Source organism: Streptomyces justiciae (assembly GCF_015163075.1).
Classification (GTDB): Bacteria; Actinomycetota; Actinomycetes; order Streptomycetales; family Streptomycetaceae; genus Streptomyces; species Streptomyces justiciae.
In genome coordinates this window covers 307,618-328,592 of record NZ_JADDXU010000003.1, presented here as the reverse complement: position 1 = coordinate 328,592, position 20,975 = coordinate 307,618, and the positions used below count along the sequence as shown (strand labels likewise).

28 protein-coding genes, 1 tRNA gene and 1 pseudogene are annotated in these 20,975 nt (G+C 66.9%); 21 read left to right on the top strand and 9 right to left on the bottom strand.

Annotated elements, in window-relative coordinates:
* Window positions 1-88 precede the first annotated feature (88 nt).
* Window positions 89-475 carry a DUF6479 family protein gene (locus IQ210_RS09840; RefSeq protein ID WP_194078509.1) on the top strand — a complete coding sequence of 129 codons (387 nt, stop codon included), beginning with the start codon at window positions 89-91 and terminating at the stop codon, window positions 473-475.
* Window positions 476-524: 49 nt separating this feature from the next.
* On the opposite strand, the gene IQ210_RS09835 is transcribed toward IQ210_RS09840, so the two are convergent.
* Entirely contained in the window at window positions 525-749 is a 225-nt protein-coding gene (locus IQ210_RS09835) for a hypothetical protein (protein WP_228047423.1), read from the bottom strand.
* A 41-nt stretch (window positions 750-790) separates the two neighbouring features.
* Here IQ210_RS09835 and IQ210_RS09830 point away from each other — a divergent pair, with 41 nt between their 5' ends.
* Window positions 791-979, top strand: a complete 189-nt coding sequence (locus IQ210_RS09830) for an arylsulfatase (RefSeq protein WP_194078508.1) — start codon at window positions 791-793, stop codon at window positions 977-979.
* Window positions 980-1,063: 84 nt separating this feature from the next.
* Here the strand turns inward: IQ210_RS09830 and IQ210_RS09825 are convergent, their stop codons facing one another.
* The gene (locus IQ210_RS09825) at window positions 1,064-1,420 is read right to left on the bottom strand and encodes a MerR family transcriptional regulator (protein WP_194078507.1); all 357 of its coding nucleotides are present in this window, start codon (window positions 1,418-1,420) and stop codon (window positions 1,064-1,066) included.
* A gap of 454 nt (window positions 1,421-1,874) precedes the next feature.
* Between IQ210_RS09825 and IQ210_RS09820 the strand changes: the two genes are divergently transcribed.
* Window positions 1,875-2,249, top strand: a complete 375-nt coding sequence (locus tag IQ210_RS09820; RefSeq protein ID WP_194078506.1) for a hypothetical protein — start codon at window positions 1,875-1,877, stop codon at window positions 2,247-2,249.
* A 159-nt stretch (window positions 2,250-2,408) separates the two neighbouring features.
* On the opposite strand, the gene IQ210_RS09815 is transcribed toward IQ210_RS09820, so the two are convergent.
* Window positions 2,409-2,612 (bottom strand): cold-shock protein, encoded by a 204-nt coding sequence (locus IQ210_RS09815; RefSeq protein ID WP_028799214.1) that lies wholly within the window; start codon window positions 2,610-2,612, stop codon window positions 2,409-2,411.
* A gap of 252 nt (window positions 2,613-2,864) precedes the next feature.
* A complete protein-coding gene (locus IQ210_RS09810; protein WP_194078505.1) occupies window positions 2,865-3,521 on the bottom strand; it encodes a TetR/AcrR family transcriptional regulator in 657 nt (218 codons plus the stop codon).
* Window positions 3,522-3,624: 103 nt separating this feature from the next.
* Between IQ210_RS09810 and IQ210_RS09805 the strand changes: the two genes are divergently transcribed.
* From IQ210_RS09805 to IQ210_RS09795, 3 genes are all read left to right on the top strand, one after another.
* The gene (locus IQ210_RS09805; RefSeq protein ID WP_194078504.1) at window positions 3,625-4,656 is read left to right on the top strand and encodes a medium chain dehydrogenase/reductase family protein; all 1,032 of its coding nucleotides are present in this window, start codon (window positions 3,625-3,627) and stop codon (window positions 4,654-4,656) included.
* A 50-nt stretch (window positions 4,657-4,706) separates the two neighbouring features.
* A complete protein-coding gene (locus IQ210_RS09800) occupies window positions 4,707-5,360 on the top strand; it encodes an SRPBCC family protein (RefSeq protein ID WP_194078503.1) in 654 nt (217 codons plus the stop codon).
* A 325-nt stretch (window positions 5,361-5,685) separates the two neighbouring features.
* Window positions 5,686-6,444, top strand: coding sequence for a DUF6928 family protein (locus tag IQ210_RS09795; protein WP_194078502.1), 759 nt, complete (start codon window positions 5,686-5,688; stop codon window positions 6,442-6,444).
* Between the two features lie 162 nt (window positions 6,445-6,606).
* Here IQ210_RS09795 and IQ210_RS09790 read toward each other — a convergent pair whose 3' ends face one another.
* A complete protein-coding gene (locus tag IQ210_RS09790; RefSeq protein ID WP_194078501.1) occupies window positions 6,607-6,948 on the bottom strand; it encodes a hypothetical protein in 342 nt (113 codons plus the stop codon).
* A 285-nt stretch (window positions 6,949-7,233) separates the two neighbouring features.
* Between IQ210_RS09790 and IQ210_RS09785 the strand changes: the two genes are divergently transcribed.
* The gene (locus IQ210_RS09785; protein ID WP_194078500.1) at window positions 7,234-7,623 is read left to right on the top strand and encodes a hypothetical protein; all 390 of its coding nucleotides are present in this window, start codon (window positions 7,234-7,236) and stop codon (window positions 7,621-7,623) included.
* Window positions 7,624-8,533: 910 nt separating this feature from the next.
* Window positions 8,534-10,195 (top strand): P-loop ATPase, Sll1717 family, encoded by a 1,662-nt coding sequence (locus tag IQ210_RS09780; protein ID WP_194078498.1) that lies wholly within the window; start codon window positions 8,534-8,536, stop codon window positions 10,193-10,195.
* Between the two features lie 439 nt (window positions 10,196-10,634).
* On the opposite strand, the gene IQ210_RS47155 is transcribed toward IQ210_RS09780, so the two are convergent.
* The 3 genes and pseudogenes from IQ210_RS47155 to IQ210_RS09770 form a co-directional block, all read right to left on the bottom strand.
* Window positions 10,635-11,018 (bottom strand): hypothetical protein, encoded by a 384-nt coding sequence (locus IQ210_RS47155; protein WP_228047546.1) that lies wholly within the window; start codon window positions 11,016-11,018, stop codon window positions 10,635-10,637.
* Window positions 11,015-11,443 carry an ATP-binding protein gene (locus IQ210_RS09775; RefSeq protein ID WP_194078497.1) on the bottom strand — a complete coding sequence of 143 codons (429 nt, stop codon included), beginning with the start codon at window positions 11,441-11,443 and terminating at the stop codon, window positions 11,015-11,017. The genes IQ210_RS47155 and IQ210_RS09775 overlap by 4 nt, the downstream gene beginning before the upstream one ends.
* 46 nt (window positions 11,444-11,489) lie before the next feature.
* Window positions 11,490-11,898, bottom strand: a pseudogene (locus IQ210_RS09770) (NUDIX hydrolase).
* 107 nt (window positions 11,899-12,005) lie between these two features.
* Here IQ210_RS09770 and IQ210_RS09765 point away from each other — a divergent pair.
* The 11 genes from IQ210_RS09765 to IQ210_RS09715 all read left to right on the top strand — a co-directional run bounded on the left by IQ210_RS09765 (window position 12,006) and on the right by IQ210_RS09715 (window position 19,096).
* The gene (locus IQ210_RS09765) at window positions 12,006-12,794 is read left to right on the top strand and encodes a GntR family transcriptional regulator (RefSeq protein WP_194078495.1); all 789 of its coding nucleotides are present in this window, start codon (window positions 12,006-12,008) and stop codon (window positions 12,792-12,794) included.
* Window positions 12,795-12,961: 167 nt separating this feature from the next.
* Window positions 12,962-13,321, top strand: a complete 360-nt coding sequence (locus IQ210_RS09760) for an SCO3933 family regulatory protein (protein ID WP_194078494.1) — start codon at window positions 12,962-12,964, stop codon at window positions 13,319-13,321.
* Complete coding sequence (locus IQ210_RS09755; RefSeq protein WP_194078492.1) at window positions 13,321-14,697, top strand: FtsK/SpoIIIE domain-containing protein; 1,377 nt, start codon at window positions 13,321-13,323, stop codon at window positions 14,695-14,697. The genes IQ210_RS09760 and IQ210_RS09755 overlap by 1 nt, the downstream gene beginning before the upstream one ends.
* A 78-nt stretch (window positions 14,698-14,775) precedes the next feature.
* The gene (locus IQ210_RS09750) at window positions 14,776-14,985 is read left to right on the top strand and encodes a hypothetical protein (RefSeq protein ID WP_194078491.1); all 210 of its coding nucleotides are present in this window, start codon (window positions 14,776-14,778) and stop codon (window positions 14,983-14,985) included.
* Complete coding sequence (locus IQ210_RS09745) at window positions 14,985-15,590, top strand: DUF2637 domain-containing protein (protein ID WP_194078489.1); 606 nt, start codon at window positions 14,985-14,987, stop codon at window positions 15,588-15,590. The genes IQ210_RS09750 and IQ210_RS09745 overlap by 1 nt, the downstream gene beginning before the upstream one ends.
* A gap of 12 nt (window positions 15,591-15,602) precedes the next feature.
* A complete protein-coding gene (locus IQ210_RS09740) occupies window positions 15,603-15,794 on the top strand; it encodes a mobile element transfer protein (RefSeq protein WP_194078488.1) in 192 nt (63 codons plus the stop codon).
* A 15-nt stretch (window positions 15,795-15,809) separates the two neighbouring features.
* Complete coding sequence (locus tag IQ210_RS09735; RefSeq protein WP_194078487.1) at window positions 15,810-16,004, top strand: hypothetical protein; 195 nt, start codon at window positions 15,810-15,812, stop codon at window positions 16,002-16,004.
* A gap of 25 nt (window positions 16,005-16,029) precedes the next feature.
* Entirely contained in the window at window positions 16,030-16,281 is a 252-nt protein-coding gene (locus tag IQ210_RS09730) for a SpdD protein (protein WP_194078486.1), read from the top strand.
* Window positions 16,282-16,422: 141 nt separating this feature from the next.
* On the top strand, window positions 16,423-17,721 hold the full coding sequence (locus IQ210_RS09725; RefSeq protein WP_194078955.1) for a replication initiator: 1,299 nt from the start codon (window positions 16,423-16,425) through the stop codon (window positions 17,719-17,721).
* Window positions 17,718-17,930: an excisionase family DNA-binding protein gene (locus IQ210_RS09720; RefSeq protein WP_079305967.1), complete on the top strand. Its 213-nt coding sequence runs from the start codon at window positions 17,718-17,720 to the stop codon at window positions 17,928-17,930. The genes IQ210_RS09725 and IQ210_RS09720 overlap by 4 nt, the downstream gene beginning before the upstream one ends.
* Entirely contained in the window at window positions 17,930-19,096 is a 1,167-nt protein-coding gene (locus IQ210_RS09715; protein WP_194078485.1) for a tyrosine-type recombinase/integrase, read from the top strand. Before IQ210_RS09720 ends, IQ210_RS09715 begins: the two co-directional genes overlap by 1 nt.
* 79 nt (window positions 19,097-19,175) lie before the next feature.
* Here IQ210_RS09715 and IQ210_RS09710 read toward each other — a convergent pair.
* Window positions 19,176-19,249: transfer RNA gene (locus tag IQ210_RS09710), tRNA-Gly, on the bottom strand.
* Window positions 19,250-19,764: 515 nt separating this feature from the next.
* Here IQ210_RS09710 and dcd point away from each other — a divergent pair.
* Together dcd and IQ210_RS09700 are read left to right on the top strand one after the other, a co-directional pair.
* Window positions 19,765-20,340, top strand: coding sequence for a dCTP deaminase (gene dcd / locus IQ210_RS09705; RefSeq protein WP_079305965.1), 576 nt, complete (start codon window positions 19,765-19,767; stop codon window positions 20,338-20,340).
* Window positions 20,341-20,342: 2 nt separating this feature from the next.
* Window positions 20,343-20,846 (top strand): phosphoribosyltransferase, encoded by a 504-nt coding sequence (locus IQ210_RS09700; RefSeq protein ID WP_194078484.1) that lies wholly within the window; start codon window positions 20,343-20,345, stop codon window positions 20,844-20,846.
* Window positions 20,847-20,975 lie beyond the last annotated feature (129 nt).

Below are 20,975 nucleotides of genomic sequence, written 5' to 3'. Positions count from 1 at the left end.
GCGGCTGTCCGCGGCGACGCTACCGGCCACGGACCGGGAAAACGGGGAGGTCGCGCCTCCGCCGCCCGCGTCCGGGTACTCGGCCGGCATGAACGTCTACACGCACGCACTGCAAGTGGTCGCCGCCGGCTCCGCGGCCGGCGTGATCGTCGTACTCGTCGTAGGACTGGCCGTCGCGGCCGCGCTCGTGTGGTCCGTACGGTTCGGCCTGCGGGTGCGCCGCCGTGAACAGGACCCGCGGCGACCGGACGACCCCACCCACCACGCCAGCCCACCCCCGGACGCGGAAGCCACCCCCGAGACCCGCCAGCGCCGCGAACCGGACGAGGTCCCACGCGCCGGCGACGAAAGCGAACGCCTCACTCCCCACGACCTCGAACACCACGGAAGCAGGCCCGCCGAGAATCAGACCCGCCCCCGCTGGAGCGGCGGCTCGGGCGGTTCCTTCGGAAGCGGGGGGCCGGGCGGTACGTGACTCCGAGGCGCCGCAGCGACGGCGGATACGGCTGACGCGCCGGGATGCGTCAGCGTGCCTCCGCGGTGATGATCTCCAGCGCCTCGGCGATGCGGTCGTGGTGGGTGCGGTGGGAGACCACGCAGACGCGCAGGGTGTAGCGGCCGTCGACGACCGTGCTGGAGAGCATGATGCGCCGATGGCCGTTGATCCGCTCCAGCAGCAGCCGACTCGCCTCGTCGGCCCGCGCCACGGCGCCCTGGCTGCTGTCGGCGGGGCGGAGCCGGAAGATCACGGTGGACAGATCTGGCCGCTGCGGAACGCTGACGGTGCCATGTGGTCTCCGGCGACGCCGGCTTCTTCGTCGAACCGGCGGTCCCGGACCTGCGCACCTTCGAGAAGGTCCTGACGGACCAGATCCTGTCCATCGGACTGGTCCGAGACGCCCGCAGCACGTTCTGCATCCGCACGGTCATCGACCGCGGCCCGCTGCCTCTCAACTCGTGGCCTGCTGGGCGGGTGTGATGTGACGGGCCGAAGGCATGGCCTGGACGGTCGGACGGCGGCTGATCTGCGGACTGTTCTGCGATACGGCACGCACCCGTGTGTTCAGGCGGGGCCGGAACCGGAGCCGGCACGGTCCGCCGATTCGGCGGCGGCACGCCGGTATTCGGCGTTGATGCGCTGCGCTTCCTCGAGCTGGTCCTCGAGGATGACGATGCGGCACGCGGCCTCGATCGGAGTCCCCTTGTCGACGAGCTCCCGGGCGCGCGCGGCGATCCGCAGTTGGTAGCGGGAGTACCGGCGATGTCCTCCCTCCGAGCGGAGCGGAGTGATCAGACGAGCCTCGCCGAGGGCTCGGAGAAAGGCCGGGGTGGCGCCCAGCATCTCGGCTGCCCGGCCCATGGTGTACGCGGGGTAGTCGTCGTCGTCCAGACGATCATTCAGGGGGTTGTCCGATGTCATGTCACCTCGTCGTATAACGCGTCGAGGGGCCCTGGTGCCGTACGGCACCAGGGCCCCGAAGGAAATTGAACACCATCTGTCGGCCCTACTGCTGTGCCGACCTTCTGTTTCCGCTACCCGGCCCGGCAGAGGGGGGTGCGGGGGGATCGCAGCTGCTTGACCGGGGACCACCATCCATTCCGGGGTCTTGCGGTACCCGGGCCGAGTGCTCCTCGGGCCGGGCGATCCTGATGGCGTCTGCTCCTCCGTTCCTCTCTGAACCAACTACTGATGGAACCGGTACTGCCACCCGCCAGTTCGTGTCTGGCGGGTCTCGTCGACCGTGTCTACGAGAAGAAGCGTACCCATGCCAGGGCCGAAAATCTACTCCGGCAAGAGAAGATTTCACTCCCTTGATGGAGCAAGAACCCTTCGATGACCGGCCACACGGGTGGGCCGCATAAGCTTTGCTGTCATGTCGAACCCTGATGAGCTGCTCGTCGCCCTCTCCGCGACGGTGGAGTCCGAGCGAAGCAATCAGATGTCGCTGACCGTGGTCGTCGGCGGCGCCGTCATCACCGGCCGGCTCGCTCCCGAGGCCGTGTGGCGGGAGCGGGTGGCGGAGGTCCTGAAGGACTCGGACCGCCTCGGCCCGTTCTCGGACGTCTTCGCGAGCGGTTCTCGAGGAGACCGGCCCGCTCGCGACGCGGCGCCCACGCATCTGCACTTCCATCTCGCCCGCATCCTGCAAGGCACCCTCGGAATCCCGGAGACGGGTGGCATGTACCGGGTCGCGATCAAGGACGTCAGCGCGTGGACCGTAGGAGATCTCATCCACTTCGACGGGTGAGACGTAGGGATTGCCGCAGAAGAATGAGCGGCGCGGAGAATAGCGGGAACGGGCTGGAAAACGACAGGGGAAAATCACCCTGGGAATGAAACGAGCGAGGGCCCGCACCTTGGGGTGCGGGCCCTCGCTCGTGAAGTGTGCGTCAGTGCCGGCGACGCGTCAGGCGGGAACGATGTTCTCAGCCGTCGGGCCCTTCTGGCCCTGCGCGATGTCGAACGACACCTTCTGGCCTTCCAGCAGCTCGCGGAAGCCCTGGGTGGCGATGTTGGAGTAGTGGGCGAAGACGTCGGCGCCGCCGCCGTCCTGCTCGATGAAGCCGAAGCCCTTTTCCGCGTTGAACCACTTCACGGTGCCAGTAGCCATGTTGTTTCTCCTTCGGGAACGGTGTACGGGAATACGCCCTGTGCGTATTCCGTGTCGCCGTGATGATCAGCCGTCGGAAAAACCTTCTGACACCACATCTGCAACTGAGTTCGACAGTAGCACGGTGCGATCGGCTTTGCGTGGCGGCCAATTCCGCTCCGCCGGTCGCTCGAGGAATACTCGCTGCGGCCCGTACTCAATTCTCATTTCACGGGAACAGATATTGCTCTCCGCAGGCGCGGCTTGGCGTGGTCAGCTCGCCGGTGTGCCCGTCAGGTCGTCCAGCTCGGCGGCGAAGAGCTGCGCGGGGTCGATCCCCATGCCGGTGAAGTGGCCGGCGAGTTCCAGGGACAGGACGCCGTGCAGCCGGGTCCAGAAGGTCAGGGCCCGATGGAGGGCCGCGGGCGGGGCGGGATGGCCGTCCGCCCAGTTCCGGTGGTCCTCGAGGTGTGCGTCGAACGGTGTCGCCGGTCCGTCCAAGGGCAACGCGGCGCACGCGTCCAACAGGGTTGCCATGATCTCGGACGAGATCGCGGTGGTGTCGTCGGGCGCCTGGTAGCCGGGGACGGGCGTGCCGTAGATGAGGAAGTAACGCTGTGGGTCCCGTAGGGCCCATCCCCGCAAGGCGTGCGCCAGCGCGGTCACATCGGCACCGCCCTCCGCGGCCGCGCGGAAGGTGTCGGCGAGGCTGCGGTACGCGTCCCTGACGAGCTCGGTGATCAGCTCGTCGCGACCGCCGAAGTACCGGTACAGCGCGGGTCCGCTCATGCCCATCTGCTTGGCGATCGCGTTGAGGGAGAGCGCAGACGCGCCCGCCGAGGCGATCTGCTCCCACGCGCGCTGTTTGATCTCCGTGCGCACCTGGGCGCGGTAGCGCGCACGCGGGGTCTCCGCTTCCGAGTTCACCATAGTTAGAGGCTATCACTGAAGTTATTGACACTCTCGAACGAGTGCGGTTATAACTTCTAACGAACGCGAAGCCCAGTAACTCACAGACTCTGTGGAGGTAGCCATGAACGCCGATGGACTCGTCGAGGTCGTCCTGCCGGGCAAGGTCGAGCCCGAGGGGCTTCAGATCCGGCACGGAGCCGTACCCGCCGCGGGCCCCGGCCAGGTCGTGATCCGCATGGAGGCGACCGGCGTCTCCTTCGCCGAGCAGCAGATGCGGCGCGGCCGCTACTACGACCAGCCGCCGTTCCCGTTCGTGCCCGGCTACGACCTCGTGGGGACGGTGCTGTCGACCGGCGCGGGAGTCGAGCCGGGCCTGGCCGGCACCCGGGTCGCCGCGCTGGTCAAGGTCGGTGGCTGGGCCAGTCATGTGGTCGTCGACGCGGCGGACGTGGTGCCCGTGCCCGACGGGATCGGTGCGGCGGAGGCGGAGACCCTGGTCGTCAACGGCATCACCGCCTGGCAGATGCTGCACCGCAAGGCCCGCGTCCGTGCCGGGCACACCGTCGTGGTGCACGGCGCGAACGGTGGCGTCGGATCGATCCTGGTCCAACTCGCCCAGGCCGCAGGCGCGCAGGTGATCGGCACGGCGTCCACGCGCCACCACGACGCCCTGCGCGAGCGGGGAGTCGCCCCCGTCGACTACCGCACCGACGACCTCGCCGCACGGATCCGCGAACTCGCCCCCCATGGCGTGGACGCCGTCTTCGACCACGTCGGCGGCCCCGGCATCGTCGACTCCTGGCGCCTTCTCGCCCCCGGCGGCACGCTCGTCTCGTACGGCAGTGCCTCGACCCGGGACGACGAGGGCTCCAAGCAGTGGCCCGTCCTCAAGCTGCTCGGCCGGGTGTGGCTGTGGAACGCCTTGCCGGGCCGCCGCCGCGCGTACTTCTTCAATGTCTGGGCCGGCAGGGCCCTGGCCAAGAACCGCTTCCGCGCCCGCCTCCGTGCCGACCTCACCCAGGTCTTCGCCGCCCTCCAGCGCGGCGAGGTCACCGCTCAGATCGCCGCGCAGCTGCCGCTCACCCGCGTCGCCGAGGCCCTGCGGCTGGCCGAGTCGGGCACCGCCGCCGGAAAGATCGTGCTGAACCCGTAGCAGACCTGAGTGACCCGATCCGATCACCCCAACGAAACGAGAGGAACACCATGTTCAGCACCGGCCCTCGCCCCTTGCACCCGCTCACGCGAACCCTCCGGCGTCGGTCTCGCGTCGGTAGGGCGGCGTTCGTGCTCGCCGTAGCCGCCGTTCTCGCGAACACCGTCCCGACCGCCCAGGCCTCTGTGGCCCCCCACGGTGATACGTCCCGGTGCGGCGGGCGAGGTGTCGATGCCACCGCCCTTGTCCGTTACGAGTCCGACATCGTGATCAAGGCGCCACTGAGCACTGTCTGGAAGCTACAGACCGACGTCGAACGCTGGCCGTCCTGGCAGCCCCCAGTCATCACCTCCGAACGTCTCGGTCCCGGCCGCCTGAAGGCGGGTTCGCAGTTCCGGTGGACGACCCCCGCGCCGGCCACTCCCACGACCCCCGCCACCACGCTCGTGATCACCTCCACCGTCCAGGAACTCCAGCCTCACCGCTGCATCCTGTGGAGCGGCCCCGCGACAGGTGAGGGACTGCGCATCGACGAGGGCGTCCACCTGTGGACGTTCCGCGAGGCCAAGGACGGCGTGCACGTCCACACCGAGGAAACCTGGACCGGCACCCAGATCGAAACAGACGTGCCCACCGCGACCGCAGCCCTCGGCGCGAGCCTCGAAGCATGGCTGCACGACCTGAAGACCACCGCCGAAGCCTGAGGTCGGCAACCGACAACTGACCACAATGAACAGCAAAAAGGCCCGGGTCTCTGACCTGGGCCTTAGTCGTGGAGCGGGTGACGAGAATCGAACTCGCGCTCTCAGCTTGGGAAGCTGCGATCATTTACGGCCCGCTCGTCCGCTGACCTGGGCAAACCGCGTAAACGGATCCCCGCCGATCTCCGTGGCTTTCACCATGGTTCCCCGCTGCTCCCCGCTCGATCTGGTGCGCCAGTGGTGCGGTCACGGGACTCTGGCAGCCCTGGTTGTCAGTGCGTGCGGCTATGTTGCGTCAGCCAGGATGGGCATCGCTCTGGGAGGGGCTTTGGGAGCCAAGACGGGACTGCTGGTGTACGCCGACGGCGACATACCCGGGCTGCTGCGACGAGTGGGGCCGGCGGACCGGGACCGAACGGCCGCCATGATGCGGCGGCTGTATCCGGGGCTGGAGATCGAGGAGTGCGAAGGCTCGACTCTCAGTGACGGCGTGTACCCGCCGAAGGGGACGGCGTACGCGGCCAGCTGGCCTGGCGTGGAGGTCATCGGTGATCAGAGGGTGATGATCGACCTCCCCTCCCAGCTCCCGGAGCACCTCGTGGCAGCAAGCGCCGGCCGACGGCTCGTCCTGCACGCCATGCACAGCGTCGTCGACTGGCTTGCGTTCGCCCTGTGGGAGGACGGGCGCCTGGTCCGCTCCCTGAGCCTGTCCCCGGACAGCGGCATCATCGAGAACATCGGCGAACCGCTCCCCTTCGAACTCCCCTACTGGGCCGGAAACCGTCCGGCCGACATCGTGCCCTGGCCCGACGAAGAGGAAGAGCCGTACCCCCTGCCTTTCCACCCCTTGGAGCTGGGCGAGGACGCGTTGAGGGGGCTCTACGGCTTCATCCAGGAGGGGCGTCCCGAGCCTGATGACGTCGACGCAGACGCCATCGAGCTGCACGGATTCCATACGAGGAACCCTCAAGGGCCAGATCTCGCAGAGCAGGAAGCGGAGTTGCGTAGAGCCGTGGAAGCCATGGCCCCGCCGCGCGTCTACACACTGGGCCCTGATGGTTCGCTGATCGAGCGCAACGGCCTTTAGCCCACGACCCCTTCGCCCCGAAGCAACTTGGGTGGGGCCACTGCCTGGGACTGGTGTAGCTCTCACCTGCGCTGATGGTCCGCAGACGTCCGCCCTTGTTCGCCGTTGTGCGTGGGCGTTGTCACGCAGTTAGACACGCACCCAGCGGACGTGGCACGGGCTTTAGTCGCCCGCGAACCACAGATAACTTCCTGGGGTGGCCGCGCACTCTTCCAGCATCGTGGCGAGGTCGTCCAGCGCGGCGAGCTGACGTTCATCGCCGCATCTCTGCCGTAGCCCGTGGATCTCCCGGAGGGCGGCTGCGGCCTCTTGCTCGTTCATCAACGTGTCCCCGTACGGATCGACGGCAGTGAGCCTCCCCGGTACTCCAAGGAGCTGGAGCGAGCCAAGCGCATCGGCCAGCGCGTCGCCGTGCCCGTAGGAACTCCGCAGGAGCGTCACGCGGGACTTGCGCCAGTTGTTGTGAGCCGGCCGTGATGAGTGCAGCTCCAGATCGATCCCCATGCCCCATGATGAACATGCTGGCTTGCCGGTGTCTTCTTGCCCTGGGTCTTGTCCGGGATCTTGGGAAGCTGGGTTTTTGCTGGCCAGGGGCGGTGGGCTCGTGCGCCTGGTGGTGGTTGTTGGTCGTCATTGGCCGCTGTCGAGCGGCGTCGGACGGCCCAGGGGCGGGCCAGATCACGATGTCAGGAGAACCCGGAGTCAAGAGGCGGCCGCGCGCCATCGCGGGGACTCTGGCTAGTTCTGACCGATGCCTGACCTGCGCATATGCCACTACGCTGCGCAGCTATGGGGAAAGCCATGCGCTTGTACTGGGGATACATCGCGGTCGGGGCCCTCATCGTGGCGTGGAGCCAGCAATGGGCCCTCTCGGTCATCGCCGCCCTGTCGGTAGCAGTGTTCGCCTACGCCTCCTTCCAAGTACCGGTTTGGTGCGGTGCCGTTAACCGAGACGGACGCACCTACTGTCGGAACAACGCATACGGCGTGCTGATGGGCTGCCGGAATCGTCAACACCGGTGGCAGAAGATCAAGATGATCGTGTTGCGGACCAAGGTTGGGAACGTCGGTCGCGCGGTGTTCCCGACGGCGAAAGAAAAGTTCAACGGCTTCTTGGCCGTGGCCGGCCTGGTCTCTGCGATCGCTGCGGTGATCGTCCCTGCCGTCACCGGCGGCTGAGCCTCCATACGGCCGCAGCCGTAGTGGCAGCAAGGTTGCGCTGAATCCGGTGGGTACGCCCGCTGAGGATGAGGCTGAGGTTCGGGCAACACGCTTTCCAACTGTGGGGGTGCAGTGATGAGGGTCGTTCGAGGGCGTTCACCTGGGTTCATGGGCGACTGGCTGCCCACGTGGAGACGTTTCCGAGTCTCCCCTGAACGGCCATGAACGGGGCTGAATGAGACGGAAAGTGAGACGGGGCAGGCGTCTAAGCGTTCTTCTCGCCCATGTGTGTCGCTCAGCCTCCCTGTGTGTCAGCCGCGAGCCCGGGGGTGTCCTTGGCCAGGGGATAAGAACATGGCTCGGGATGTCGGGACGACTGATCACTTGATGGCTGAGGGATGGACTGTCCTACGGGTTTGGGAACACGAGGCTCCCGAGCGCGTTGCCCGGGTCGCCACTTGCGCAGCGGGTTGGAGGGATGGCCAGTCACTCGAAGGGCTCAGCAGCGAGACGTCTTGATCTGGGGCCTGTGGAGCTACCTACCAGGATCCGAACCCGAGACCAACGCATTACGAACCGTCCGATCTTGGTCCGGAGGCGTCCGCAGTTGCCCCGCGAAGCTGGACAAGTGCCTGCTCACAGGGCTTGCGGGCTCATCGGGGACACCTGCGAACAACTACGGAAACGGGTTCTGTTGAGACCGCAATCGCGGCCCATGTTCGAGCGCAGCGTCTCCGGCTGAAGTACAGCCTTGCGCTCCCTACTGAGCCTGCTAGTCGCCAGCTGACCACCACGAGTGCCTGCTGGTACTCCTTCGACAGAGTTTCTTGGCAACTGCCGAAGTCCTACTCAAGTCGCCGTGGGTGCGCTACCGTACGTAGATCATCACGCAGAGTACCGGGGATTTCTGCGGAGTTGAGGGGGGCCAATGACTCATAACAAGTCACGTCGACGTGGGGCCAATTTTAATTTGGGTGCCGAACAGGCGGAAGCAGACAAGCGCTTGTTGCATTCTGCCTTCTATGAGTCAGACGACTACTTGACGATCTCTGATAAAGATGATCGCCGCTGCTTCATCATTGCGCGGACCGGTAGCGGCAAGTCAGCCGCACTTCAACAACTGGAAGAGGAATCTCCGGGGCATGTCGTAAGGGTGATCCCTGAAGACCTCTCCCTTCAGTACATCACCAACCTTGGCATTATGCGATTTTTGGACGGACTTGAGGTAAGCCTCGACCCGCTTTTTATCGCACTGTGGAAACACGTCCTACTGGTAGAACTCATTCGGCACCGCTATAAGGTGAACACCCCTGCAGCAAAGGCAAATTTCCTGGCGACACTGCGAGATAAGATTCGCAGAGATCCCGGAAAGAAGGCGGCGCTAGAATACTTGGAAGAGTTCCAGGACCGCTTTTGGGTCGAAGCCGACCAAAGAGTCCGGGAAGTTACAGAAAAGTTCGAAGAGCGCATCAACAAGGAGGCCAAGGGGAAGATCGCCCTGCCGGGGTCGGCGGATGCGACTCTGGGAGCCACATCAGGAGATACCTTCTCCTCGGAAGTGCGCACAGAGCTGGCAGATCGATTTCAGCGCATCGTCAACGAAACTCAGATGGCTAGACTGAACAAGATGATTAATGTCCTCGACGAGGACATCCTGGATAGCCGCCAGAACTTCACATATGTGGTAATCGACGACCTCGACAGGGACTGGGTCGACGACAAGCTGGCCAACGCCTTGATCAGATGCCTTTTTCGGGCAGTATTGGATCTACAGCGAGTCGACAATCTTAAGGTCATCGTAGCGCTCCGCACCAACATCTTTGAGCACCTAGACTTTGGCCATCGTTCGGGTGGGCAAGAGGAAAAGTTTCGGGCGCTCGCGCTAAGGATGCGCTGGACCGCTACGGAGCTCGAAGAGCTGATTTCCGAAAGAATCCGGGTTGCCACGTCCGACTTTGACGTGAAACTGCGATCTGTTTACGAAATCCTACCTCGCACAAATGCCACTCGCGGCGACGCGCTCGAATACATGCTTCAACGCACCCTGATGCGCCCGCGAGACATCATCGCATTCTTCAATGAAGCATTGGCGCGATCCGGGCGGGCCGAACCTCTGACTTGGGATGAAATCAGGGGAGCCGAGGAGCCCTATTCTCGTAAGCGCCTGTTAGCCCTGCGCGACGAATGGAAGACTTCATACCCCGGGATTGATCGAATCTTCGAGGTGTTCGAGGGTGTCACCCTGCCGATGTCGGCAGACGAATTCACTCGGAGACTAGACGACGCAATCACGCAAACTGCTGGGGATCCGGCCTTTACCGGAACCGAATGGGTTTATGAGCTCACTGCGAAAATGTGGACACACGCCGAAGGGAGCTGGTCAGACTGGTACGGCCCCCTGGTCTCTCTGCTGTACAACATTGGCTTCATCGGCTGCAAGACTGGCAGTCGATCTGAATTCCGTTTCTTCCAGGACGATCCAGATTTTGCTGAGAGAGTGCGAAATCTGGAATCCATCACGGACGTCACCATCCATCCCACCTTCCACATGGGTCTAGACACTCGCGTTGACTATTCAAGACGTTCCTAAGTAGACGTCAACAGTTGGTCACGAGCGCAGCCAGCTCATGCGCTTGTCCCCTCAGCGTGAGAACTCTGCAGGGGAGAGGACCTTCGCGCAGCTTCGAGGTCGGCGTAGCGGCTTTGGGCTGGAGCTGCTTTGGCGCGAGTGATCATGGCCCCGTAAGCTTCCGGCGCGTCGGGCAGTCTGTTGACCTGCCCGTTAAAGCACGACGTTGGGGCCATGATCTTCGAGGCTCGCGCCAAAGTGGCTGCCTAAAGCCGTGGAGCCGACCGCCCCAGCCACGACGTACCCCTTCTCTAACGCCAGGCGGCTGCATGCTGTGAGCGCGGTACGGGCGCCGGCCGGGCTGGAGCGGGGCGGAGACAGGAGCGCAGGCCCGGCCGGGGGCCGGGCCGCGCGCGGGGAGCGGAGCGAGCCGCCTTGAACTAGTAGAGAAAGTTGTAACTCAGTCGGGCGTGTGGGGCTCGAAGTCGTGTGCGCAGGCTGGGAGTTCGGTGCCCTGACGATGGGCGAGTGGTAGGAAGATCGCTGGTCGGATCGTCCATGTGATGCGGGTCTGGTCCTGGGTGATCGTGACCGTGCAGGGCTCGGAGCGTAAGAGGGCTTGGCGGGTTGCGATGCGGCCCTGGGAGAGCCAGGCCCATGCCACGTCCGATGCGTCAGAGTCCAGCGCGGGGGAGATCGTGCGGAGCGTGGCCGCCACCCATCTGTCCGCCTCGGAAGCCGAGTAGGCGTCGAAGGATGCCAGCAGTGCCGGCCGTTCCCTCTCTGTGAGGTCCTGGGTCCAGCACTCGCACCAGAAGCCGCGTCGCAGTCCGCTCGTCGTCAGCACGGGTGCCCTCCCATCTGGGCGTCGGTGAAGAGTTCCGCGGTGACCGTGTGGCCGCCGTCGCTGTCATGGACCACCACCCGGTGAGCGATGACGCTGACCATGCCCAGGCCCCGGCCGTGCTCCGCCTCCTGGTCCTGGTGCTCGACCTTCGGGGCACTCCTGGTGCCGCCGTCATCCGTGACCGACACCGCGACCACCTGCGCCGACACCGCCACAGCCAGGTGGAAGCTCCCGGCGTCCCGGCCGCTGGCCGTGTGCAGGATCGCGTTCGCGCTCAGCTCGCTCACGATCAGTTCGGCGTCCTCCGCGAGTGGAGATCCGCGCAGGATGTCGCGGGTCCAGCGGCGGGCCCGGCTCACCTCTTCCGGAAATCCCGGGCAAGTGAGCCCCCAGACCCGGGTCTCACTCGTATACTCGTGCATACAAGTTCCTTCGTGCTGGTAGGCCGCCATGTGCAGCGGGTTCGGGCTAGACGAGTTTCACGCCGTCGTGGGCGCGGATGGCCGGCGGGGACGTCGCGTCGAGTGCGTCCAGGACGCGGATCGCGTACGCCTCGTCGGCGAGTTCGGAGACTTCTTCGCGGGTGGCCCAGCGCAGTGCGCGGGTTTCGGAACCGGTGGTGGGCGTCCCGTCGGCGGCCTGGCAGCGGAAGACCAGGGAGACGATCAGGCCCGTCATGTTCTTGTAGACGCCGGTCAGGGTCGCGGGAAGTGCGATCTTGATGCCGGTTTCTTCGAGGACTTCGCGTTGCAGGGCCTCGGGGATGGTTTCCTCGCGTTCGAGGACGCCGCCGGGGGGGTTCCCACTTGCCGTTGTCGCGGCGCTGGATCAGGAGGGCGCGGTTCTGGGCGTCGACGATCACTCCAGCGACGCTCACGGAGTGCGGTCGGTCCATGCTCACGTTCCTCGGCCCTCTCGGCTGGCTAGGCTCTCCACCGTAGCAACAAGACTCGCCCACTCGTCTAGATACCTAAAGGAGTACACGTGAGCCCTCTTTCTTCGGGCCTTCTCGGTGATCTCGACCCCACGAGCGATCGTGCGGTCTTCCGGCAGATCGCCGACCAGCTGCGTGAGGCCATCGACCGTGGGCGATTCCGGGAAGGCGAGAAGCTGCCCTCGGAAGCAGACCTTGTCGAGCATTACGGGGTATCCCGTATGACGGTCCGAAACTCCTTCTCCATCCTTCAGGGGGAAGGGCTCGTGCACGCCGAGCACGGCAAGGGCGTCTTCGTGCGGCCCCGGCCGCCCGTGCGGCGTCTGGCCTCCGACCGGTTCGCGCGGCGCCACCGCGAGCAGGGCAAGTCTGCCTTCATCGTCGAAGCCGACACGGTCGGCAGTCATCCCCAGGTCGACAGCCTTGAGGTCAAGGAAGAGAAGGCCAGCCAGGACATCTCCACCCGGCTCGGCTCCGTACGGCGCGTGCTCGCCCGGCGCCGCCGCTACCTCCTCGACGGACGCCCGGTCGAGTTCGCCACCTCCTACCTCCCCCTCGACATCGCCCGCGGCACCCAGATCGCCGAGCCGAACCCCGGCCCCGGCGGCATCTACGCCCGCCTCGAAGAACTCGGCCACCGCCTCGACCACTTCGAAGAGGAGATCCGCGCCCGGATGCCCTCGCCGGCCGAGGTGAAGACCCTCCGGCTGGCCTCCGGCGTGCCCGTCATCCACCTCATCCGGACCGCCTTCGACACCGAGGGTCGAGCCGTGGAGGTCTGTGACACCGTGATGGCGGCTGACGCATACGTGCTGTCGTACCAGCTTCCCGCGACCTGATCGTCATGGTTTGCGGTGGTGCGCGGGGTCGGTTCTCGGACTCGTACACCTCAACAGGCATACTCGTATAGACGAGTGGGCAAGTTGAGTGGCAGAGTGGTCCACGCGAACACGGAATCGGGTTCGCAGGACGCATCATGTATAGACGAGTAGATAGGGGAACTCCCTTGCGCACCATTCGCGTTGAGACCGCCGCCGCGACGATCCTGCTGACCGAGGCTCCGGAGCCGAAGGTCCGCGACCGTCAGACCGGCGAGCGGGCCACCGACGCCGTCAGCGGTGAGCCGCTGATGACGGTCGGCGTCGTCTACATCGAGGACGGTGAGTCGTCGCTCATCAAGGTCACCATTCCTGAGGGCGGCATCTCGGAAGGGCTGGCCCTCGGCTCGCCCGTCTCGCTGCCGGGGCTCATCGCCCGGCCGTGGGAGAGCGTCTTCAACGGCCAGCAGCGCCACGGCATCGCCTACCGCGCCGCCGCCGTCACCCCGGCCGCCTTCCCGGCTGCCGCGACCGGGGCCGCTGCCTGATGACCGACATAGCAACGCTCCTGGAGGTGGGTGGTCCTGTCGCCGCACTCGGCGGCGGGGCCGCCTACGCCCGGGCCAAGCACCCGGCCGTCTACTGGTCCACCGTCGGCCTGCCGGTCTCCACCGCCCGGCTGCTCGGCTCGTACGCCTCCGTCATGGAAGCATGCGGCCTGACCGTCGCGCCGTCCCGGCTGCGGGTCCTCGCGGTCAAGGCCACCACGAACCGAGAGATACGACCCGTCCCGCCCCGCCGGGGCATCATCCGCCCCACCACGACTGGCCTGCGGATACGGCTCCGGCTCGCCCCGGGCCAGGAACCCGCCGATGTCGCCGCATCCGCCGAACGGCTGCGGCACGCCTGGGGCGTTCACGCCGTGTACGTCACCACCGTCAAGCCCGGTGTCGTCGAACTCCGGCTCGTCGGCTACGACGTCCTGCGCCGCGTACGGATGCCTCGCAAGGTCGACAGCGGGCACCTGCATATCCCGGTCGCGCTCCGCGAGGACGCCACCCCCTTCGTACGCGACTACCGCACCATCCCTCACCAACTCACCCTCGGCGCCACCTTGTCCGGCAAGTCCATGTACCTACGCCACCTCATCACCGGACTCGCCCCGCAACCCGTCGCCCTCGTCGGCATCGACTGCAAACGCGGCGTGGAACTGGCGCCCTTCGCACCCCGGCTCTCCGCACTCGCCACTGACCCGGAACAGGCCGCTGCACTGCTTCCCGCACTCGTCCAGGAGATGGAGGACCGCTACGACTTGATCAAGGCCCGGCAGGGCATCGCCCCCAGCACCCCCGACGAGGAGATCACCTCCGACATCTGGGGTCTGCCCGAGCACGAACGCCCCACCCCGATCGTGCTGTTCGTCGACGAGGTCGCCGAACTCTTCCTCGTCGCCACGAAGAAGGACGAGGAACGGCGGGACGAGATGGTCACCCAACTCATCCGCCTCGCCCAGCTCGGCCGCGCCGCCGGCATCTACCTCGAAGTCTGCGGGCAGCGCTTCGGCGCCGAACTCGGAAAGGGCGCCACCATGCTGCGCGCCCAGCTGACCGGCCGCGTCTGCCACCGCGTCAACGACGAAGCCTCCGCCAAGATGGCACTCGGCGACATCGCCCCGGAAGCGGTCTACGCCGCCTGCGCCATCGCGCCCGAGCTGCCCGGACTGGCCGTGGCGGGCGACACCTCGGGTGGCTGGTCCCGCATCCGCACGCCGTACCTCTCCCTCGGCGACGCCGCCGAGATCTGCCAGGACACCGCACACCTGGTGCCGGACCTGGCGGCGCTCAAGCCCTTCCGGCCCTACGTGCCCGTACGGCCGCTCGAAGCACCGACCCCGGTCGTCCGGCCGTACCCGATGACCGACTGACCTCCACCCCGCCCCGGTCGGCGTGACCGTCTCACGCCAAGTCCCTACCCCTCCCATGTCCGAAACAGGAAGGTCCCAATGAGCAGCACCGCCCGCGACGACTTCGTGCGCACCGTCGTGATGCTCGGCCAACTCGCCCTGTACGCCGCCACCCTCGATGCAGACAACGACTTCATCGACGTCGCCGGACCGTCCCTGGCGGCCTCGCTTCCGGAACCGCCGCCCGGCTTCTTCCCGCCCGCCTACGACCCCAACTCCGGCCCCCGCTACCCGGGCACGGACGCCTGATGGTTCGCCCGGCCCTCCGCGTCGACGCCGTTCTGGTCCAGGCGGTCATCGCCGGAGCTCTTTCCTTCGCCCACCTCCACGACATCGCCGCAGCGGCTGGACAGGACGGATGGAAGGCGTGGGCCTACCCGATCAGCGTCGACCTGCTGCTGGTCGCGGCCTGGCGCCGACTGCGGTCCGGTACGGCGAAAGCTGCCGCGTGGTGCTGGTTCGTCATCGCACTCGCGGCATCCCTCGGCGCGAATATCGCCACTGCCGGACTCCTCGACCTCAACCAGGTGCCGGCCTGGCTGCGCATCCTCGTCGCGGGCTGGCCCGCAGTCGCTTTCCTCGGCGGAACGCTCCTCGTCCACACCCCGCCGCAGCCGGAAACGGCCACCGAGGACCCGGAAGACGCGCCCGCTCCCGAATCCCTCGCCCAACCCGTCATCGAAGCAGCACCCGAACACCCTGCCATCACCGTCCCGGCCGCCCTGGTCGACCACGCCCGCAAGGTCGCCACCGACCACCACACCCGCACCGGCACACCGATCGACACCCCCACCCTCCGCGCCCGCCTCGGCGTACCCGCGCCCATGGCCGAAGCCATCGCCGCCCAGCTCTGAAAGGAGAGGCCCATGACCGCCCAACGCCGCTTCCGCAACGTCGTCCGAATCGGCCCGGTCCAGGTCGCCACCTCGTACGACGGCCGGGGCCGCGAGAAACACACCGCCGCCTGCACCGCCCCGCGCTGCGGCTTCTCCACCGACTACGACAGCCGCGCCGCCGCCGAACTCGCCGCCCGCACCCACCGTTGCCCCGTCCGCTGAAAGGACCCGCACCCCGTGACCGTCAGCCTGCCGCTCGTCGTCGTCCTCGGCTTCTTCGCCTGGGGAGCGGTCAAGTTCCTCGGCGTCCGCACCTGGGTCGTCGTACTGATCGCCCTCTTCGGCTTCTGGCTCTCGCAGACCTTCTTCGCCCCCGCCATCGAGTCCGGCGCCCGCACCGGCGTGGACGTCATAAACGGCTCACATACCTAGACGAGTAGATGAGGAGAGATCGACCGTGCTGCTGCCCAAGTACCCCGACAACCCGACCCCGCCGCCCGCACACACCCACGCACCCGCCGACCCGGCACCCGTGCCCGTACATCGCTCGCTCCCGGCGGTCTCCATCGACCACAAGACGATCGCGGCACTGGTCGTCGGCGGAGTCGTCCTCACCGCGCTCCTGGCCGCCGTCGCCGTCACAGCCATCTCCGTAGCCGTGGCCGCTGTCGTCCTGCGCTCGATGCTCCGCGACCAGCACCGGCGCTGAACCCCACCTGCCCTCCGGGGCGGCGTCGCTCGACGAAGCATCACGCCGCCCCGGGGCCTGTTCCTCCCGACCAAGTCAGCCAGAAGGAGAAACGCCATCTTCACCCGCACCACTCCGGCCCCGCTCCCGGAACTCGCGAACCTGGCCGCACAGGGCACGCTCCCCGGTACCCTCCGCCAACTCTCCACCCTCGGCGGCTGTACCCACCCGATCCGCCTCGACGGCCACCGCACCGAATACGACCTCGACACCACCACCGGCGAAATCGGCGCCGTCCTCCACCACCTCGACTCGACCGACCTCCCGGCCGGCCAACTCCTCGTCCGCTGCAACAACCGCCGCACGACCCGCTGCCAGGCCTGCGCCGAGGTCTACCGTCGCGACACCTTCCACCTGATCACCGCCGGACTGCGCGGCGGCAAAGGCACCCCCGAACAAGTCGCCGCCCACCCGCGCGTGTTCGCGACCTTCACTGCCCCCGGCTTCGGCCCGGTCCACAACCGCCGCACCGACGGCCGCCCCTGTCGCTGCGGCGACCACCACGACCAGGACGACGAAGCACTCGGCACCCCACTCAACCCCGACACCTACGACTACGAAGCCGCAGTCCTCTGGAACGCCCACGCCGGACAGCTCTGGCGCCGCTTCTCGACGTACCTGCGCCGAGAGGTCGCCAAGCGCGCGGGCCTCTCACAGCGCAGGCTCCGCGACCACGCCCGCGTCTCCTTCGCCAAGGTCGCCGAGTACCAGAAACGCGGCGCCGTCCACTTCCACGCGGTCATCCGCCTCGACGGCCCCAGCGGCGGAGACACCCCACCCCCGCCTTGGGCCACCGCTGAGCTGCTCACCGACGCCATCGAGGCCGCCGCCACCAAGGCCAGCGTCGACGGCCCGGTCATCGACGGTCGCACCCACACCTTCACCTTCGGCCGCCAACTCGACGTCCGCACCATCCGATCGGCCGACTTCAACGACGGCCAGGAGCTAACCGAGCGAGCGGTAGCCGCGTACATCGCCAAGTACGCGACCAAGGGAGCCGAGACAGCGACCGGGGCTCTCGACCGCCCGCTCAAGTTCGCCGCCGAGCTGGCCCAGCTCGACATCAGCGACCACTCCCGCCGCCTCGTCCGAACTGCCTGGACCCTCGGCGCTCGCAAGAGCCTCGAACACCTCCGACTCCGCGCCTGGGCCCACATGCTCGGCTTCCGCGGCCACTTCTCCACCAAGTCCCGCCGCTACTCCACAACCCTCGGCGCCCTCCGCAACGCCCGCGCCGAATGGCGCCGCGCACAAGCCGTGCCCGCCAACGCCCCCACCACCAACACCACGTACGTACTCGCGCACTGGGTGTTCGCCGGAACCGGCCTCTCCGACACCGAGGCATGGCTTTCCGCATCCCTCGACCCCGCCCCCGGAACGGAAGGTGAGCCCACCGCATGACCGACCGCTACCTGTCCGTCGACCAGGTCGCCGAGCTACTCGGTACGAGCGCCCGATTCCCTCGGCGGCTGATCGAGGAGCGACGCATTCGGTACGTGAAGCTCGGCCGGCATGTCCGTATCCCTGAGAGCGCGGTCGAGGAGTTCATCCGGTCCCGCACCGTCGAGCCGATCCGGCTCCGGCGCACCGCCCTTAGGAGGGCCGCCTGATGGCCAACAAGAAAGGCAGGAGACGCCGCTTCGGCGCGGTGAGGCGGTACCGGTCCGGCCGCTGGACTGCTTCCTACCTCGGTCCTGACGGTGAGCGCATCCGCGCGGAGGAGACGTTCGAGACCAAGAAGGACGCGGAGGTCTGGCTGTCTCAGGTGGAGGCAGACCTCACCCGGGGAGACTGGCGCGCTCCGGACGCCGGGGCAGTCAACTTCCGCGTCTACGCCGAGAAGTGGGTCGAGGAACGAGAGCTGTCGGTGCGCACCGTAGACCTCTACGAGGATCTCCTACGGCTCCACATCCTCCCGACCTTCGGTGACCTCGACCTGGATGAGATCACCGCGCCGCGCGTTCGCGAATGGCGCGCCGAGCGGCTTCGCACCACCACAGCCAAGACGACGATCGCCAAGGCGTACCGCCTCCTCAAGGGCATCCTGGAGACAGCGGTCGACGACGACCTGATCACCCGCAACCCGTGCCGGATCAAGGGCGCGGGCAAGGAGTCAGCCGCCGAACGTCGTATCGCCACCGTCGCCCAGGTCGACGCCCTCGCCGACGCGATCGGCATCCGTTGGCGCCTGATGGTCTACCTCGGCGCCTACGGTCCGATGCGCCCCGAGGAGCTGGCCGGCCTCCGCCGCCGGGACGTCGACGTCGACAACCTCGTGATCCGAGTCCGCGTCGCCGAGCCTGAGCGGACCAACGGCAAGCGGGCCCCCGGCGAGACCAAGTCCGAGGCGGGCGTCCGTGTCGTCGTCCTCCCGCCGTTCCTCCACAAGGAGGTGAAACAGCACCTCGCTTGGTTCGCCGAGAAGGGACCCGACGGACTCGTTTTCGTGGGGGAGAAGGGGGCGCCCTTCCGGCGCACGTCGTTCGGCCGAAAGTGGCGACGCGCCCGTACGGCCGCTGGCCTCCCGGACGGCTTCCGCTTCTACGACCTTCGTCACACCGGGCACACCCTCTCGACTCGCTCGGGCGCGACTCTCAAGGACACGATGGTTCGCGCCGGGCAGTCCTCGGAGAAGGCGGCGCTGATCTATCAGCACTCCGACGAGGAGCGTCAGCGCGAGGTGGCCGCCGGACTCGACGACCTGGTCCGCGCCGAGCGTGCGAAGCACCACAAGGACCACTCCGCGCACCACAGTGAGGAGGCCGCCGAGAGCTAATGGTGCGCTTGTGGTGCGCACCCCTCGCACCGGTCTAGACAACAAAGAACCCCCGGGCCCACGGCCTGGGGGTTTCGCATGGAGCGGGTGACGAGAATCGAACTCGCGCTCTCAGCTTGGGAAGCTGATGTTCTACCATTAAACTACACCCGCGTAAGACGCCGGTTGGGACCGGTGTCGTAATGCCTCGTCACTGTACCCCATGTCAGACCCCCGGCGCTGAAGCCGTGGGGTCTGTGTGCGTTACGGGGGTGTGACAGGGCTGCGGGGGGCCGGAGTTGGGGCGTACGGTGGAGGGGTGGGAGAGGGTCCGGGAGTGGTCGGAGTGCCGCCTGGAGAGTCGTTCCTTCCATCCCGTAATGTGGCATTTGTCGTCCGGCGAGCAACAGCCGGACGGGGCTCTTGGGGAAGGGACTCTGGGACTTGATGGAACGCACCGTCGTCCGCTGTGCCGATGGGCACGTGTTCAGCACCGCTTCGTTCCCGATGCAGCAGGCCGAGCGCCTCGGCCCCGGTCGGCTGGTCCGATGTCCACGGTGTGCGCGGCTCCGCAGCGTCGTACCCGTGACCTTGGAGAAGCACTAGCCACGGCAGCAACCACCCGGCAGTGACACAGGCGCGCGGCGTCCGATTCGAATCGGTCCGCGCGCCTTGCGTATCCTCGGGACGTGCTTCTCTCAGACAAGGACATCCGGGCCGAGATCGACGCCGGGCGGGTACGGATCGATCCCTACGACGAATCCATGGTGCAGCCGTCCAGCATCGACGTGCGCCTCGATCGCTACTTCCGGGTGTTCGAGAACCACCGGTACCCGCACATCGACCCCTCCATCGAGCAGGCCGATCTGACGCGGCTGGTGGAGCCGGAGGGCGACGAGCCGTTCATCCTGCACCCCGGTGAGTTCGTGCTCGCCTCGACGTACGAGGTCATCACGCTTCCCGATGATCTCGCTTCCCGCCTTGAGGGCAAGTCCTCCCTCGGGCGGCTCGGGCTCGTCACGCACTCCACCGCCGGGTTCATCGACCCCGGCTTCAGCGGGCACGTCACCCTCGAGCTGTCCAACCTCGCCACCCTCCCCATCAAGCTGTGGCCCGGCATGAAGATCGGCCAGCTGTGCATGTTCCGGCTGTCCTCGCCGGCCGAGTTCCCGTACGGCAGTGAGCGGTACGGCTCCCGGTACCAGGGCCAGCGCGGGCCCACCGCCTCCCGCTCCTTCCTCAACTTCCATCGGACCCAGGTGTGAGCATGAGCGACGCAGCCGTACGGGAGAACCTCACCTACGAGCGTTTCGGCGCCGCCGTCCGCGAGCTCGCGCAGACCATCGCCGACGACGGGTACGAGCCGGACATCGTGCTCAGCATCGCGCGGGGTGGAGTCTTCGTCGCCGGCGGGCTGGCCTACGCCCTCGACTGCAAGAACATCCACCTGGTCAACGTGGAGTTCTACACGGGCGTGGGGACGACCCTGGAAATGCCCGTCATGCTCGCCCCCGTCCCCAACGCCATCGACTTCTCCGACAAGAAGATCCTGATCACCGACGACGTCGCCGACACCGGCAAGACGCTCAAGCTGGTGCACGACTTCTGCCTCGACCATGTCGCCGAGGTGCGGTCCGCCGTGATCTACGAGAAGTCGCAGTCGCTGGTGAAGTGCGAGTACGTGTGGAAGCGGACGGATGACTGGATCAACTTCCCGTGGAGCGTCGAACCGCCGGTCGTGAAGCGGGCGGGGCAGGTTCTCGACGCCTGAGGTGCCTGAGGTGCCTGAGGTGCCTGAGGTGCCTGAGGCGGCTGAAGCGGCTGAGGCGCCTGGGGTCTGTGACAGTGCTGTGGCGAAGTCGTTGAAATAACAACGTGGTTAGGCCTTGGCCAACGGCAT

What these genes read in the sequence shown, in the direction of transcription:
- IQ210_RS09805 (WP_194078504.1), top strand. Translation starts at nt 3,625, where the DNA reads ATGAACGCCGATGGACTCGTCGAGGTCGTCCTGCCGGGCAAGGTCGAG.
- IQ210_RS09820 (WP_194078506.1), top strand. Translation starts at nt 1,875, where the DNA reads ATGTCGAACCCTGATGAGCTGCTCGTCGCCCTCTCCGCGACGGTGGAG.
- IQ210_RS09790 (WP_194078501.1), bottom strand. Translation starts at nt 6,948, where the DNA reads ATGGGGATCGATCTGGAGCTGCACTCATCACGGCCGGCTCACAACAAC.
- IQ210_RS09800 (WP_194078503.1), top strand. Translation starts at nt 4,707, where the DNA reads ATGTTCAGCACCGGCCCTCGCCCCTTGCACCCGCTCACGCGAACCCTC.
- IQ210_RS09840 (WP_194078509.1), top strand. Translation starts at nt 89, where the DNA reads ATGAACGTCTACACGCACGCACTGCAAGTGGTCGCCGCCGGCTCCGCG.
- IQ210_RS09815 (WP_028799214.1), bottom strand. Translation starts at nt 2,612, where the DNA reads ATGGCTACTGGCACCGTGAAGTGGTTCAACGCGGAAAAGGGCTTCGGC.
- IQ210_RS09755 (WP_194078492.1), top strand. Translation starts at nt 13,321, where the DNA reads ATGACCGACATAGCAACGCTCCTGGAGGTGGGTGGTCCTGTCGCCGCA.
- IQ210_RS09720 (WP_079305967.1), top strand. Translation starts at nt 17,718, where the DNA reads ATGACCGACCGCTACCTGTCCGTCGACCAGGTCGCCGAGCTACTCGGT.
- IQ210_RS09700 (WP_194078484.1), top strand. Translation starts at nt 20,343, where the DNA reads ATGAGCGACGCAGCCGTACGGGAGAACCTCACCTACGAGCGTTTCGGC.
- IQ210_RS09745 (WP_194078489.1), top strand. Translation starts at nt 14,985, where the DNA reads ATGGTTCGCCCGGCCCTCCGCGTCGACGCCGTTCTGGTCCAGGCGGTC.
- IQ210_RS09780 (WP_194078498.1), top strand. Translation starts at nt 8,534, where the DNA reads ATGACTCATAACAAGTCACGTCGACGTGGGGCCAATTTTAATTTGGGT.
- IQ210_RS09810 (WP_194078505.1), bottom strand. Translation starts at nt 3,521, where the DNA reads ATGGTGAACTCGGAAGCGGAGACCCCGCGTGCGCGCTACCGCGCCCAG.
- IQ210_RS09750 (WP_194078491.1), top strand. Translation starts at nt 14,776, where the DNA reads ATGAGCAGCACCGCCCGCGACGACTTCGTGCGCACCGTCGTGATGCTC.
- IQ210_RS09775 (WP_194078497.1), bottom strand. Translation starts at nt 11,443, where the DNA reads ATGCACGAGTATACGAGTGAGACCCGGGTCTGGGGGCTCACTTGCCCG.
- IQ210_RS09785 (WP_194078500.1), top strand. Translation starts at nt 7,234, where the DNA reads ATGGGGAAAGCCATGCGCTTGTACTGGGGATACATCGCGGTCGGGGCC.
- IQ210_RS09715 (WP_194078485.1), top strand. Translation starts at nt 17,930, where the DNA reads ATGGCCAACAAGAAAGGCAGGAGACGCCGCTTCGGCGCGGTGAGGCGG.
- IQ210_RS09740 (WP_194078488.1), top strand. Translation starts at nt 15,603, where the DNA reads ATGACCGCCCAACGCCGCTTCCGCAACGTCGTCCGAATCGGCCCGGTC.
- IQ210_RS09825 (WP_194078507.1), bottom strand. Translation starts at nt 1,420, where the DNA reads ATGACATCGGACAACCCCCTGAATGATCGTCTGGACGACGACGACTAC.